16 protein-coding genes are annotated in these 12,546 nt (G+C 63.4%); 5 read left to right on the plus strand and 11 right to left on the minus strand.

From position 1 onward, the window contains the following. Positions 1 to 30: 30 nt before the first annotated feature. The 3 genes from AB4Z43_RS25580 to AB4Z43_RS25590 form a co-directional block, all read right to left on the minus strand. A complete protein-coding gene (locus tag AB4Z43_RS25580) occupies positions 31 to 294 on the minus strand; it encodes an ArsR/SmtB family transcription factor (protein WP_019861642.1) in 264 nt (87 codons plus the stop codon). Between the two features lie 31 nt (positions 295 to 325). Continuing rightward, positions 326 to 1,573, minus strand: a complete 1,248-nt coding sequence (locus AB4Z43_RS25585; protein ID WP_441939418.1) for an MFS transporter — start codon at positions 1,571 to 1,573, stop codon at positions 326 to 328. Between the two features lie 90 nt (positions 1,574 to 1,663). After that, complete coding sequence (locus AB4Z43_RS25590) at positions 1,664 to 1,858, minus strand: DUF1192 domain-containing protein (RefSeq protein WP_441939420.1); 195 nt, start codon at positions 1,856 to 1,858, stop codon at positions 1,664 to 1,666. 122 nt (positions 1,859 to 1,980) lie between these two features. Between AB4Z43_RS25590 and AB4Z43_RS25595 the strand changes: the two genes are divergently transcribed. From AB4Z43_RS25595 to AB4Z43_RS25605, 3 genes are all read left to right on the plus strand, one after another. Next, the gene (locus tag AB4Z43_RS25595; RefSeq protein WP_038650140.1) at positions 1,981 to 2,991 is read left to right on the plus strand and encodes an NAD(P)H-quinone oxidoreductase; all 1,011 of its coding nucleotides are present in this window, start codon (positions 1,981 to 1,983) and stop codon (positions 2,989 to 2,991) included. A 299-nt stretch (positions 2,992 to 3,290) separates the two neighbouring features. After that, positions 3,291 to 3,431, plus strand: a complete 141-nt coding sequence (locus tag AB4Z43_RS25600) for a DUF1127 domain-containing protein (RefSeq protein ID WP_064981134.1) — start codon at positions 3,291 to 3,293, stop codon at positions 3,429 to 3,431. 383 nt (positions 3,432 to 3,814) lie between these two features. After that, positions 3,815 to 4,507 carry a DUF1013 domain-containing protein gene (locus AB4Z43_RS25605; protein WP_019861638.1) on the plus strand — a complete coding sequence of 231 codons (693 nt, stop codon included), beginning with the start codon at positions 3,815 to 3,817 and terminating at the stop codon, positions 4,505 to 4,507. Positions 4,508 to 4,568: 61 nt separating this feature from the next. On the opposite strand, the gene AB4Z43_RS25610 is transcribed toward AB4Z43_RS25605, so the two are convergent. From AB4Z43_RS25610 to AB4Z43_RS25625, 4 genes are all read right to left on the minus strand, one after another. Continuing rightward, positions 4,569 to 5,288: a helix-turn-helix transcriptional regulator gene (locus AB4Z43_RS25610; protein ID WP_441939422.1), complete on the minus strand. Its 720-nt coding sequence runs from the start codon at positions 5,286 to 5,288 to the stop codon at positions 4,569 to 4,571. Between the two features lie 66 nt (positions 5,289 to 5,354). Continuing rightward, positions 5,355 to 5,762, minus strand: coding sequence for a hypothetical protein (locus AB4Z43_RS25615; protein ID WP_019861636.1), 408 nt, complete (start codon positions 5,760 to 5,762; stop codon positions 5,355 to 5,357). 66 nt (positions 5,763 to 5,828) lie between these two features. After that, entirely contained in the window at positions 5,829 to 6,419 is a 591-nt protein-coding gene (locus AB4Z43_RS25620) for a DJ-1/PfpI family protein (protein WP_069090318.1), read from the minus strand. A 144-nt stretch (positions 6,420 to 6,563) separates the two neighbouring features. After that, on the minus strand, positions 6,564 to 6,731 hold the full coding sequence (locus AB4Z43_RS25625) for a hypothetical protein (protein WP_441939425.1): 168 nt from the start codon (positions 6,729 to 6,731) through the stop codon (positions 6,564 to 6,566). 287 nt (positions 6,732 to 7,018) lie between these two features. Here AB4Z43_RS25625 and AB4Z43_RS25630 point away from each other — a divergent pair, with 287 nt between their 5' ends. Both AB4Z43_RS25630 and AB4Z43_RS25635 read left to right on the plus strand, forming a co-directional pair. Next, positions 7,019 to 7,972 (plus strand): ring-cleaving dioxygenase, encoded by a 954-nt coding sequence (locus AB4Z43_RS25630; RefSeq protein ID WP_441939427.1) that lies wholly within the window; start codon positions 7,019 to 7,021, stop codon positions 7,970 to 7,972. A gap of 114 nt (positions 7,973 to 8,086) precedes the next feature. Beyond that, positions 8,087 to 8,248 carry a hypothetical protein gene (locus tag AB4Z43_RS25635; protein ID WP_080643995.1) on the plus strand — a complete coding sequence of 54 codons (162 nt, stop codon included), beginning with the start codon at positions 8,087 to 8,089 and terminating at the stop codon, positions 8,246 to 8,248. A 28-nt stretch (positions 8,249 to 8,276) separates the two neighbouring features. Here the strand turns inward: AB4Z43_RS25635 and AB4Z43_RS25640 are convergent, their stop codons facing one another. The 4 genes from AB4Z43_RS25640 to AB4Z43_RS25655 form a co-directional block, all read right to left on the minus strand. After that, positions 8,277 to 8,990 carry an SGNH/GDSL hydrolase family protein gene (locus AB4Z43_RS25640; RefSeq protein ID WP_019861631.1) on the minus strand — a complete coding sequence of 238 codons (714 nt, stop codon included), beginning with the start codon at positions 8,988 to 8,990 and terminating at the stop codon, positions 8,277 to 8,279. 83 nt (positions 8,991 to 9,073) lie between these two features. Then, a complete protein-coding gene (locus AB4Z43_RS25645) occupies positions 9,074 to 9,811 on the minus strand; it encodes a DUF899 domain-containing protein (RefSeq protein WP_019861630.1) in 738 nt (245 codons plus the stop codon). Between the two features lie 165 nt (positions 9,812 to 9,976). Continuing rightward, complete coding sequence (locus tag AB4Z43_RS25650; RefSeq protein WP_027047477.1) at positions 9,977 to 11,002, minus strand: class I fructose-bisphosphate aldolase; 1,026 nt, start codon at positions 11,000 to 11,002, stop codon at positions 9,977 to 9,979. 255 nt (positions 11,003 to 11,257) lie between these two features. Next, entirely contained in the window at positions 11,258 to 12,454 is a 1,197-nt protein-coding gene (locus tag AB4Z43_RS25655; RefSeq protein ID WP_038650132.1) for a phosphoglycerate kinase, read from the minus strand. Positions 12,455 to 12,546: the final 92 nt, after the last annotated feature.

Genomic DNA, 12,546 nt, shown 5'->3' on the forward strand with positions numbered 1-12,546 from the left:
AGTGGCTGATCGCTCGCCCGCCAGAAACGGTCAGGCTTCCCAGAATTGATCGAGCCAGATGTTGAGTCTCAGGAAGCCGGCATTGCTTACCGTGTAAACGCGCCGCGTGCCTTCAGCCTTGGCGTTGACCAGTCCGGCGTCGAGCAACACTTTCAGATGCTGTGACACGGCCGGGCGTGAGACTGGAAGTCCGGACGCCAACTCGTTGACGGTCTTCGGACCGCGTCGAAGTTCTTCCAGAAGGTGGCGCCGATTGGGGTCGGCGATCGCCATGAAGGCGTCGGAAAACATCATGCCTCATTTGTGAGGCAAAGTTTTTCGAATCTCAACTGTCCACTTCTGCTTTTCTTCTTGGATCAAGCCGCAATGCCTCCGGCGTCACCGAGCGGTCGGCCGGCTGCGTCTTGAAGGCGTCGCGATCGCCGATCGGCACCGGGGCGCGGCGGCTGATGCGCAGCAGCGTGTAGCCTGCCAATGACAGATGTGCGAAGGCGGTCGCCAGGAACAGGCCCTCCGGGCGCATCCAGCCCATCAGCGCCGCCGCCAGCAAAGGCCCGATCATGGTGCCGAAGCCGTAAAGCAGCAGCAGTCCGCCGGACACCTTGACGAAGTCCTCGGCACGGGCGTGGTCGTTGGCATGCGCTACGGCGATCGAATAGAGCGTATAGGCGAAAGCGCCGTAAGCGGCGGTGAAGACGATGACGAAGATGCCGGAGCGCGGTTGAAACAGGAAGATCAGGAGCGCGAACAGCGCCGCGCCGAAAGCAGCACCGGCCAATACGAAACGCCGGTCGGTCTTGTCGGAGAGACGCCCGGCCGGCAGCTGCATGGCGGCACCGGCGACGACGACAAGGCTCATCATCAAGGCGATCTCGGCGGTGGAAATGCCGATGCGGGCGCCATAGACCGCACCCAGCGTGCCCCAGGCACCGTTGGCGATGCCGATCAAAACGCAGGCGATGGCCGATACCGGCGAGTTGGCGTAGAGCCCCTTGACGTCGAGCTTGACGTCCTGCAGCGGCTTGGGGTGCGACGCCGTCGAAACCGCGGTCGGGATCAGCGACAGGCAGAACAGTATGCCGGTGATCATGAACAGTGACGCCGATTTCACGTCGCCGCCGGCGACGATCATCTGGCCGCCCATGATCGAGGCATAGGTGACCATCATATAGAGGCCGAAGACGGTGCCGCGGTTCTCGTTGGTGGCCTTCTCGTTCAGCCAGCTTTCGATGACCATGAAGGCGCCGGCCATGGTGAAGCCGGTAAAGGCACGCAGCAGGATCCAGACATATTCATCGATGATCAGGCCTGTGAGCAGGGCCACGATGGCGCCGGACGCGGCGAAGGCGCCGAAGGCGCGTACATGCCCGGCGCGGCGCACGATGCGCGGGGCAAAGAAGCAGCCGGTGACGAAGCCGCCGGCCCAGGCCGTGCCCATCAGGCCGAGCGATGCGGTGGAGAACCCTTCCACCTGGCCGCGCAGGGGAAGCAGCAGCCCATGCAGACCCGATGCCGCCAGCAGGAAGGCAGTGCCGCGAAGCAGGGAGAGGATCGGTCGGTAGGATGCGAGCATTTATTGATCCGGCTGGACTCTGGAGGGACTCAAGGTCTGAAGACAGTCGCATTCGGGCTTTTCGGCGGCGGGGCTGTTCCACCGGTCTGCCTATCCGCGGCGGAACAGTGCCTCGGCGGCCGATTTGGTGTTGTCCTTGGCCTTGAGCTCCGCCTCCAGCCTGGCGATTTCGTCGCGAAGGATGCCGACGCGCTCCGACAGTTCACCGACGGAAAGCAGCGACAGGTCCTGCCCGATCTCGTGCGGGCGCGCCTTCTTCTTGGGTTCGTCGTCGAAGATCGCCATCGTTGCTCCTCCTCCGCCACACCAGATTGGCCATTTGCCTGATTTGGCAATCAGCATACATAGGGCAAGGGCGTCGATGCAAACAGCCGGTAGGAATGCGGCGAGGAAAGACGGGAAACTTCATGGCGAGCGGACAAAGAATTCCGGCAAGGATGACGGCAATCGCGATCTCGGAACCGGGTGGCCCACGGGTGCTGAAACCGGAAACGCGCGATGTGCCGCAGCCCGGCCCGGGCGAGATCCTGATCAAGGTTCATGCCGCCGGCGTCAACCGGCCCGATGTGCAGCAGCGCAAGGGCGCCTATCCACCGCCGCCCGGCGCATCGGACCTTCCGGGCCTCGAAGTGTCGGGCGAAGTGGCTGCCCTTGGCGACGAGATATCGCGCTGGCGCATCGGCGACCGGGTGTGCGCGCTCACCCCCGGCGGCGGCTATGCCGAATATGTCAAGGTTCATACCGGCAGCGTGCTGCCGCTGCCCGCCGGTTTCACCCACACGGAAGCAGCGGCCGTGCCGGAAAACTATTTCACCGTCTGGCACAATGTGTTCGAACGCGGCGGCCTGACGAAGGGCGAGACGCTGCTGGTGCATGGCGGCTCGTCGGGCATCGGCACGACGGCGATCCAACTGGCCTCGGCCTTCGGCGCCTATGTCATCACCACCGCCGGATCCAGGGAGAAATGCGACGCCTGCCTGAAGCTCGGCGCCGACCGGGCGATCAACTACCGCGAGGAGGATTTCGTCACGGCGGTCAAGGAGGCCACGGAAGGCAAGGGCGCCAATGTCATCCTCGACATGGTCGGTGGCGACTATGTCCAGCGAAACTACGAGGCGGCGGCGGTCGAGGGCCGCATCGTCCAGATCGCCGTGCAGGCTGGTGCCGTCGCCAGCGCCGATTTTTCCAAGATCATGGTCAAGCGGCTGACCCATACGGGGTCGACGCTCAGGCCGCGCACCGTCGAGTTCAAGGCGGCGATCGCGGCGGCACTGGAGGCACAGGTGTGGCCACTGCTCGGCACGCGCAAGGTCGCACCCGTCATGGACATGATCTACCCGCTGACCGATGCCTGGCGCGCGCATGAGCGGATGGAAGAGGGCGAGCATATCGGCAAGATCGTGCTCGACGTCGGCTAGGACGTATCGATATTCCGGTGAGGCCGGCCTGCAAATGGCTAATACCTGCGCTTCCGGTGCTCGCGTACGAAAAGTACGCTCCGCTCCGGTTCTCGGTACCAACCATTTTCGACTCGGCCTGACCGGAATCTCGACACGTCCTGGGACAGCGCCCTTCGCCCCTGCCTACAAGATGAACAGAGGCTTAATGGTGCAATGCAGCATTTGCATCATTGCTATGCAAAATCGGCCGTTCAAGTCCTCATCGATGATCACTATCTGTGCAGCATCGAAACGAACACCCCATCAGGAGGACTACCATGAACCCGATCCGCGCTTACCGTAACTGGCGCATGTACAACGAGACCGTGCGCGAACTGAACCGTCTCAACGCCCGTCAGCTCAGCGATCTCGGCATCAACCGCGCCGACATCGAACGGATCGCCCGCCAGGCGATCTGATATCAAGCATGACCCGGCCGCAGGGCCGGGCTCATGTTGAGAAGTAGAGCCGTCGCAGACGTTCCCCGTTTCCGGTTCCGAGCCCGCTGGACCTTGTCCAGCGGGTTTTGTCTTTTTGGGACCAGTGCAATTGCCTGGCGATTCCAGGAGCGCGCGCGGCACTTGCGCGGCCTGCCCAAAAGTGCGGGTCCCCTTGGCTAATGTCGCTGGCGGCCCAGCCATCCGAACGTGCTTGCCTGCTCCCGAACCCATCGGAGCGGCCGCGCTTCCAAAAACATTGCGAAACGGCAAGGGAACGGTTATACAGGCCGCGAATTTCCCATTTTGGTGGCTCTAAACCACCGCCCGCGCGGGAACGCGGGCGAACGAGAAGGATTTTTCTAATGGCCAATACGCTGTTGATGCCCAAGGCGACCGCCGTCTGGCTGGTCGACAACACCGCGCTCTCCTTCGAGCAGATCGCGCAGTTCTGTGGGCTGCATCCGCTCGAGGTCAAGGCGATCGCCGACGGCGAATCGGCGCAAGGCATCAAGGGCATGGACCCGATCATGACCGGCCAGCTGACTCGCGACGAGATCGCGCGCGCCGAGAAGGACCCGAACCAGCGCCTGAAGCTTTCCGACCCTAAGGTGCGGGTGCCGGAATCCAAGCGCAAAGGCCCGCGCTACACGCCGCTGTCGAAGCGCCAGGACCGGCCGAACGCCATCCTGTGGCTGGTGCGCAATCATCCCGAACTCAAGGACGCGCAGATTTCGCGTCTCGTCGGCACCACCAAGTCGACGATCGAGCAGATCCGCGAACGCAAGCACTGGAATTCGGCCAATCTGCAGCCGATGGATCCTGTGACGCTGGGTCTCGCCTCGCAGATCGACCTCGACATGGAAGTCAACCGCGCCTCGCGCGGCCGCGAACAGGCGCAGCCGGTCGGCGACACGCTGCTGCCGGCGGCCCTGACCGAGCGGCTGGTTCCGGCCCCCGAAAAGCCGAAGGACGAGGATGCCGAACTCGACGCCAGCGCCGTGTTCGCCAAGCTCTCGGCGCTGAAGTCGAAGAACGAAGACGCTGACGACGAGTAAGGTCTGCGACAGTCCAAAAAAAAGCCCGCTTCGAGCGGGCTTTTTTATTCCATATGCAATCTCAGTTTCGCGCCACGCGGTCCGGCGTCATACCGTAATCCTCGCTGCGCTCCACGGCCCGGTAGAAGTCGGCAAGCTGCTTGCCGCGCTCCGGCTTGAAGATGCGGCCGGCGATCACCACCGAGGCGATGCGGTCGATGCGGAAGGCGCGGAAGTCGTCGCGCATCTCGCACCAGGCGACCAACGTCCACACCTTGCCCCAGAACCACAGGCCGAGCGGCCTGATGTCGCGCGCGGTGCCGCGCCCGGCCTCGTCGCAATAGTCGATGGTCAGCACCTGGCGCTTTTCGACAGCACGCTCGATCAGATCGATCGCCTCGCGGGCGGCGTCGCTGACCACCCACATTGGCGTGTGGATCTCGGTACGGGCGATGCGGTCCTTCTCGGCATCGGGCAGCACCGCGCCGATCTTGACCAGCGCCTCGTCGGCGGCCCGTGCCATGGCGGCGCCGCCAAAGGCGCGCACCATGCGCGCACCGGCAACCAGCGCCACGATCTCGTCACGCGTGAACATCAGCGGCGGAAGATCGAAACCCTCCCTCATCATGTAGCCGACGCCGGCCTCGCCGTCGATCGGCACTCCCGTCGACTGCAGGTCGGCAATGTCGCGATAGATCGTTCGCTCGGAAACCTCGAGCCACGTGCCGAGCTTCTGGGCGGTGACCAGACGGCCACCCCGCAGATGCTGCACGATCTGAAAAAGCCTGTCGGCGCGGCGCATCGTTTGCTTCCCCAGTGTTGTTGCTGGAGCGTCTCCTGGACCGGAGCCGCTTCCAGACGGCATTCATTACGGTTTCAGTCCTTCGCGCTTGCGCTGCGCGGCGACGAATTCCGCGCCAAAGGACAGTTTCTTCGTTGTCGGCGTCTTCGCATCGAGTACGCGCCAGAAGGGCGCGATGTCGCTCATCGTCATGCCGCGCTCAAGGTCTTCCTTGGCGGCCTCGGCAACCGTGCGCAGATGATAGCCAATAGTCACCGGACATGTCACTTCGGCGCCGTGTTCGATGGCAAGGGCCGTGCGCAACGCGCGGACATCCATCTCGACGCCTTTCGGAATCGAACGGATGAAAGTATCGACCTGGCGCGCGGTAGGCACCAACATCGGCTGGCCTTCGACCACGTCACCCACCGTGCGTGGCGTCGGTTTCACGCCGTGGATGCCAGGCGTGTTCAGCCTGTCGTTCCAGCTCTTCATCGATCTTTCTCTCGGCCGGCCATGCGCATTATCCCACCATCGCACGTCTCTCCTGACAGCATACTGTCAGGAGGCTTCAGCATATTCCCTGGCAAACAACGTCCGCATCTGCGCGAGATCGCCGCCTCGTTCGGGATAGAGCGTCTTCAGAAAGGCAAGGGCAAAGGTGCCAGGCGCCGAACCCGGCGCGGACACGATCTTGCCATCGGCGACCGCATGCGGCACGTCCTGATAGTTGCTGTCGCCGGCATAACCGGCTTCGTGTCCGTTGATCCAGTCGCGGCGATTGCTGGTATGTTTGGCTTGTTCGAACATGCCAGCCCGGGCCAGTGCCAGCGTACCGGCGCAGATGCCGCCGACGACGCCGCCGCGCGTTGCAACGGCATTGAGCAGTTGAGCGACATCCGGCGGCGTCTTGCCCGCCCATTGGTCGGAACCGATGACGGCGACTGCGTCGAGATCGGCATTCTCGTCGACGCCGGCCGAACGGTCGGGCGTCAGCCGAAAGCCGCTGATCCCGGTCACCGGCTTGCCTCCAGGGGTCAATGACACGGCACGAGCACCGAACCACTCAACCGCCGAGGCTGCCAGCAAGCCGTATTCCCAGTCGGCAAAACCTTCGATGAAGACGAAGCCGATTGTCTTCTGATCAGGCATAAGCTCGCTCCGTCCCCCAACGCGCCGCGTCTTTGTTTTCATGCATGTCGCACCCCCAAAACCGGAGGCCACTTTTGGGCGACATGCATTGATATCTGGGCATTGGCGCGCGCCATGTCCAATATCGATGTCGAAAAATTCGCCTCAATTGCCGCGGGAGCGACGTTCCGCATACATATCGGGCCAGCCGATATCCTTGCGAATGTCCGCGGGCAGCGCGTTCATGAAACGCTGCGTGCGAATTTCGTTGCGGATGGTGCGAACCTTGCCGACATAGTGCTGCATGCCGCGCAGGATGGTGAAACCGTTCATGGCTATTCTCCTCTCTCTAACTGGAGGCAGTATCGCACACCCCTCCTGACAGCAGTCTGTCAGGAGGGTGGCAGGGCGCGCGGCGATCGTTCCGGCTGGTGGAAATTGTCCTCAGCCCGTGATCTTCGGCCCAGTTGCGAATGGAGGATTGTTCACCGCGAGGCTGCCTACGGAGCATCATTGTTCAGTTGGAGACGACGGACTGTCGGGATAGGCGACCTTCAGCGAGGTGACCGGAGTTCTGATATGAAGGGAGAAAATTCTTCCCCAAAACCAGGGAGACGACCATGAGCCTGCAACTGACAGGAATCCACCATCTGACCGCCATCACCGCCAACGCTCCTGGCAATCTTCATTTCTATACGAAGGTGCTGGGCTTGCGGCTGGTCAAGAAGACGGTGAACCAGGACGACACGTCGGCCTATCACCTTTTCTATGCCGACGGCGAAGCGACGCCAGGCACCGACCTGACCTTCTTCGACTGGCCGGTTGGCCGCGAACGGCGCGGTACCCACAGCATCGCGCGGACCAGCCTAAGGGTCGGCAGCCCGGAGAGCCTGGCCTGGTGGAAGCAGCACCTGGCCGGCGAAGGCATCGTGACAGGAGAGATTGCCGACATCGGCGGCTATCCGTCGTTCGATTTCGAGGATCCCGAAGGCCAGCGCCTGCGGCTCGTCAGCGATGGCGGCAAGGGTGGCAGCCATCCCTGGGCGCAAAGCCCGGTGCCGGCCGATTATCAGATCCGCGGGCTCGGGCCGATCGTCATCAGCGTCCCCGACATCACAAACACCGAGGCGGTGCTGACCAGGGTGATGAACATGCGCAAGGGCCGCGACTATGCTTCGCCGGATGGCGAAGGCCAGGTCCATGTCTTCGAAATGGGCGCTGGCGGGCCGGCGGCGGAGCTTCATGTCGCCGTGCAGCCCGGGCAGGCTCCCGCAAGGCAAGGCGCCGGTGCGGTTCACCATGTCGCCTTCAGGGCGCCGGACCAGGAGACGCTGCATCAATGGACCGCCCGTCTGGCCGAATTCCGCCTGCCGTCTAGCGGCGAGGTCGAGCGCTATTACTTCCGCTCACTCTATTTCCGTGAGCCCAACGGCATCCTGTTCGAGATCGCCACAGACGGGCCGGGTTTCACCGCCGACGAGCCGCTGGAAACGCTGGGCGAAAGCCTGGCCCTGCCGCCGTTCCTCGAACCGAAGCGCGCCTCGATCGAAGCCGGCCTTAAGCCGGTGAAGTAGATCGCCGCCTGAAAGGTGGGCGCCGCGTTTCCGGTTCGGGACGCGGCCCCTGTTCTTTCCCAGAGATCGAACAAGGCGCTTTGACAGCCGGCAACGTTGCTGATCAAAAGCGGCATGACGAAACTCCTCGCCCTTGTCATCATCGGCTTCATGGTGATCCAGCTGATCAAACCGATCGGCTGGCCAGGGCTCAAGCGCCGCGGCGATTTCTGGAAGCTGGCGCTGCTGGCCATGGCCGCAATCTCGCTGGCGGCCGTGCTCGGGCATTTGACATAGGTCTGCAGGCCGCATCGGCCGTCGGTGTTCAGCTGGCGAGCACCAGGCCGACGAGATGCTCGGCCCAGGCGCGGTAGCCCGCCTCCGAGGCGTGGAAGCCGTCCGAGGCGAAACCCTGTTCGGGATTGGTGATCGGCAGGCGCGGGGCCGGCACCGCGCCGCGCTCCAGGCAAAGCCGTTCACCCATCCGGTTCATCGCGGTGGCGCGGATTTCGAGGATCTTGCCGAGCAGCGGCGGCATGGCCGGCGCCCGCGTGAACTCCAGCACCGGCGACCACACGACGCGTGCCTCCGGCCATTTGGCGCGCAGGCCATAGAGCAAGCCGCCGAACTCCTTCTTGAAGCGCGGCACCGAATGAAAATTCTTGGTGTCGTTGGTGCCGATGGCCAGCACGATATGCGTCCATGGGTCGGCCGACAGGTTGGGCAGGACATGGTCGCGGATCTGGCCCGATGTCGCCGAATTGAAGCCGGCGGCGCGCCAGCGCACGGCGCGGCCGGTGCGCTGCGCAATCAGCATGGCGAGCTGCGCGGCAAGCCCGTCCTCCGAATTGCCGATGCCGACCGAGGCAGCCGAGGAGTCGCCCAGCACCAGAAGCGAGATATCAGGCGCCTTGCCAGCGAGTTCGTGCATGACCGGTCCCTGTGCCGGCAGCATGCGCGTGGTGCGGCGGCGCACGCCGAGCCCTTGCCAGACATAGACGGGGAAGGCGAGCCAGGTGAGAGAGGCCGGGAAGCGCATGGTGGAACCGTGGAATGATCTGCGGCAGGCTTAGCGCATGTTTGGGCCGAGGTGAACGGATCCTTGCATGGCCGGCCGGTGCCCTAGGGGTATATGTCGTCCTGTTGGGACCTGTTCCCATATTCATCGTGCAGCCGCACCCAGTCCATGAAGGTCCCGTAAGGACCGGTCTCGTCACGACCTTTCGGAGCGATGTCGAGATACTGATAGGCGCCGATGAACTGCTCGCTGCCGCGGGCGCGCGACATGAAGGTCAGGAAGATGTCACCGGTTTCGCCCTTGTAGAAGACAGTGGTGCCGGGCAAGTCCTTCGACGTCAGCACCGGTGTTTCGAAATTGTAGACCGCTTCGCCGGATGCGATCTGTTTGTCGGTGAAGGACACCTGCATATCGAAGTTGAAGTCGGACGCATAGGAAGACACCCAGTCGAATGTCCAGCCCATGCGCTGCTTGTAAGGCAGCAGCTCGGCCAGCGGCGCCCGCGATATGGTGACAAGCGACACGTCATGATGCCTGAGATGCCGGTTGGCGCCATCGATATGGTCGGCGACGAAGGCACAGCTTTCGCAGTGATGGGTGGAACCTGGCGCGAACACGAAGTGGTAGACGATCAACTGGCTGCGGTTGGCGAAAAGCTCGGCCAGTTTCTTCGGCCCTTGCTCCGTCTCAAAGACGTAGTCCTTCCTTAGTTTCAGCCAGGGCAGTTCCCGCCGCTCGGCCGCAACACGTTCCCGCAACCGCGTCAGTTCCTTTTCACGCGCCAGATGCCCCTTGTGCGCCTGGAACCAGTCCTCGCGTGAAACGACCTTGTTGCGATGCATGAACCTCTCCCTGTCTCTCATCCCAAGGACGTTCGGGACGAGCGCAAACCGACATCGCCGGCAACGCCCAGAGGAAATAAGGATGAGGAGGTCTTCCCCCAAATCGCAGACAACGAAAACCCGGGCGCGTTGGCCCGGGTTTGAACGGTGACGGAAGCGGTGTGCTCAGGCGGCCTGTTCGAGGCTCGCCTTCCATTTTCCGAGTGCGGCCAGATAGTTCATGTGGGCGCGATGGGTGAAGGCGGCCTGGCCGGCGGCGACGTTCGACGCCTTGCCGCTCCATGCCTTCTGCGGGGCAGCCTGCAGCGCGCGGCCATAGGAGAAGGTCAGCTTCCACGGATGCGGCCCGATGGCATTGATGGCGTTGAGGTTGGCGGTTGCCTCCTCGTCCTCCTGGCCGCCGGAGAGGAAGGCGATGCCCGGGACCGCCGCCGGCACCGTCTCGCGGAACAGTTTTATGGTCATCTCGGCGACTTTTTCGGGACTGTCCACCGTGCCCGACTTCTTGCCCGACAGCACCATGTTGGGCTTGAGGATCGTGCCTTCCAGCACGACGCGCGCCGCATGGAGTTCATCATAGAGTTTGATCAGCGTCGCCTTCGAGACCTCGTAGCAGGTGCCGATGTCGTGGGCGCCGTCCATCAGCACTTCCGGCTCGACGATCGGCACGATGCCGGCTTCCTGGCAAAGGGCGGCATAGCGGGCGAGCGCATGGGTATTCGCGCTGATCGAATTGGTCGAAGGCACGCCCTTGCCGGTATCGATGTCGATCACCGCGCGCCATTTGGCGAAGCGGGCGCCGAGCTTGTAGTAGTCGGCAAGGCGCTCGCGCAGGCCGTCGAGGCCCTCGGTGACGGTGTCGCCGGGAAAGCCGGCCAGCGGTTTGGCGCCAGCATCGACCTTGATGCCGGGGATGGCGCCTGATGCCTTGATGATGTCGACCAGAGGCGTGCCATCGGCGGCCTTCTGGCGGATGGTTTCGTCATAGAGGATGACGCCGGAAATGTATTTGGTCATCGCGTCCTTGGCGCGGAACATCATCTCGCGATAGTCGCGGCGACTGTCGGCTGTCGATTCGACGCCGATGACATCGAAGCGCTTCTTGATGGTGCCGGAACTTTCGTCGGCGGCCAGCAGGCCCTTGCCGTTGGCCACGATCGCGGCGGCTATGTCTTCGAGACGTTCGCTCATTATGCTTCTCCTGAAAGGGGTTCGTTCCGCGCTTAGCGGAAGTCTACCGCCAAAGGAATGGCATCGGAAAGCTCGAATCGATTGAAAGTCCCGGGCGCCTCTTTGTGTTGATTGCCTTGCTTGTTCCAGCCGCATTTCTGTGGCGCCAGGCGTTTCCGCCTGGCTGCAAAATGCGCTTCAGTCTTGACGCAATTCCCAAGGGAAAGCGCTACGCGCTTTTCCCGGGAAAACCGTTCACAGTTTTCCCGGAACTGCTTACCGCTTCAGCACGTCGACGCCGGGCAGCGGCTTGCCTTCCATCCACTCCAGGAAGGCGCCGCCGGCGGTCGAGACATAGGTGAAGTCGTCGGCGACGCCAGCGTGGTTGAGGGCCGCCACCGTATCGCCGCCGCCGGCGACGGAGACCAGCTTGCCGGCCTTGGTGCGCGCGGCCGCGTGTTTTGCCGCCGCCACCGTGGCGTGATCGAACGGCTCGATCTCGAAGGCACCGAGCGGGCCGTTCCAGACCAGCGTCGCGGCGCGGTCGATCCATTCGCCGATCGTCTTCACGGTCTTCTCGCCGACATCGAGGATCATGCCATCGGCCGGGACTTCGGAGATGGCGACGGTCTCGCAGGCGGCGCCCGCCTTGAATTCCTTGGCGACGACACCGTCGACCGGCAGGATGATGGCGCAGCCGGCTTCGGCAGCCTCGATCATGATCTGCTTGGCAGTGGCGGCAAGGTCATGCTCGCACAGCGACTTGCCGACATTGGTGCCGCGCGCGGCAAGGAAGGTGTTGGCCATGCCGCCGCCGATGACCAGCGCGTCGACCTTCTTCACCAGGTTCATCAAAAGGTCGATCTTGGTCGAGACCTTGGCGCCGCCGACGATGGCGACGACCGGGCGGACCGGGTTGCCCAGACCCTTCTCCAGCGCTTCGAGCTCGGCCTGCATGGTGCGGCCAGCAAAGGAAGGCAACAGACGCGCCAGCCCTTCTGTGGAAGAGTGGGCGCGGTGCGCCGCGGAAAAGGCGTCGTTGACGAAAATGTCGCCATTGGCCGCGAGCCGCTCGCTGAAGGCCGGGTCGTTCTTTTCCTCGGCCTTGTAGAAGCGGGTGTTTTCGAAGAGCAGCACGTCGCCCTTGTTCATGGCCGCGACGGCACTTCCCGCTGTGTCGCCGACGCAATCCGAGGCAAAGCCGACGGGGCGGCCGAGCACCTCGGCGGTTGCCCTGGCGATCGGCTCCAGCGAGAATTCCGGCGATGGCCCATCCTTAGGCCGGCCGAAATGGGCAAGCAGGATGACCTTGGCGCCCTTGCCCGACAGTTCGGCGATGGTCGGCGCGATGCGTTCGATGCGGGTGGCGTCGGTGACCTTGCCGTCGGCGACGGGAACGTTGAGGTCGACGCGCACCAGCACGCGCTTGCCGCTGATGTTGCCGATATCGTCCAGGGTCTTGAAGGCGGCCATGCGGGTTCCTTTCCTCGGGAAAATCGCGGGGACCATACCCCGCATCGGTGCCGATGCAAGGCTTTGGCCGCGATGCGGCGCGAAATTTTGAG

Origin of the sequence: Mesorhizobium sp. 2RAF45 (assembly GCF_052115225.1) — a bacterium.
In the GTDB taxonomy this organism is placed as follows: Bacteria; Pseudomonadota; Alphaproteobacteria; order Rhizobiales; family Rhizobiaceae; genus Mesorhizobium; species Mesorhizobium jarvisii.

Bases quoted from the DNA above. Each gene is read 5' to 3' on its own strand.
- AB4Z43_RS25580 (WP_019861642.1), bottom strand. From the start codon at position 294: ATGATGTTTTCCGACGCCTTCATGGCGATCGCCGACCCCAATCGGCGC.
- AB4Z43_RS25585 (WP_441939418.1), bottom strand. From the start codon at position 1,573: ATGCTCGCATCCTACCGACCGATCCTCTCCCTGCTTCGCGGCACTGCC.
- AB4Z43_RS25590 (WP_441939420.1), bottom strand. From the start codon at position 1,858: ATGGCGATCTTCGACGACGAACCCAAGAAGAAGGCGCGCCCGCACGAG.
- AB4Z43_RS25595 (WP_038650140.1), top strand. From the start codon at position 1,981: ATGGCGAGCGGACAAAGAATTCCGGCAAGGATGACGGCAATCGCGATC.
- AB4Z43_RS25600 (WP_064981134.1), top strand. From the start codon at position 3,291: ATGAACCCGATCCGCGCTTACCGTAACTGGCGCATGTACAACGAGACC.
- AB4Z43_RS25605 (WP_019861638.1), top strand. From the start codon at position 3,815: ATGGCCAATACGCTGTTGATGCCCAAGGCGACCGCCGTCTGGCTGGTC.
- AB4Z43_RS25610 (WP_441939422.1), bottom strand. From the start codon at position 5,288: ATGCGCCGCGCCGACAGGCTTTTTCAGATCGTGCAGCATCTGCGGGGT.
- AB4Z43_RS25615 (WP_019861636.1), bottom strand. From the start codon at position 5,762: ATGAAGAGCTGGAACGACAGGCTGAACACGCCTGGCATCCACGGCGTG.
- AB4Z43_RS25620 (WP_069090318.1), bottom strand. From the start codon at position 6,419: ATGCCTGATCAGAAGACAATCGGCTTCGTCTTCATCGAAGGTTTTGCC.
- AB4Z43_RS25625 (WP_441939425.1), bottom strand. From the start codon at position 6,731: ATGAACGGTTTCACCATCCTGCGCGGCATGCAGCACTATGTCGGCAAG.
- AB4Z43_RS25630 (WP_441939427.1), top strand. From the start codon at position 7,019: ATGAGCCTGCAACTGACAGGAATCCACCATCTGACCGCCATCACCGCC.
- AB4Z43_RS25635 (WP_080643995.1), top strand. From the start codon at position 8,087: ATGACGAAACTCCTCGCCCTTGTCATCATCGGCTTCATGGTGATCCAG.
- AB4Z43_RS25640 (WP_019861631.1), bottom strand. From the start codon at position 8,990: ATGCGCTTCCCGGCCTCTCTCACCTGGCTCGCCTTCCCCGTCTATGTC.
- AB4Z43_RS25645 (WP_019861630.1), bottom strand. From the start codon at position 9,811: ATGCATCGCAACAAGGTCGTTTCACGCGAGGACTGGTTCCAGGCGCAC.
- AB4Z43_RS25650 (WP_027047477.1), bottom strand. From the start codon at position 11,002: ATGAGCGAACGTCTCGAAGACATAGCCGCCGCGATCGTGGCCAACGGC.
- AB4Z43_RS25655 (WP_038650132.1), bottom strand. From the start codon at position 12,454: ATGGCCGCCTTCAAGACCCTGGACGATATCGGCAACATCAGCGGCAAG.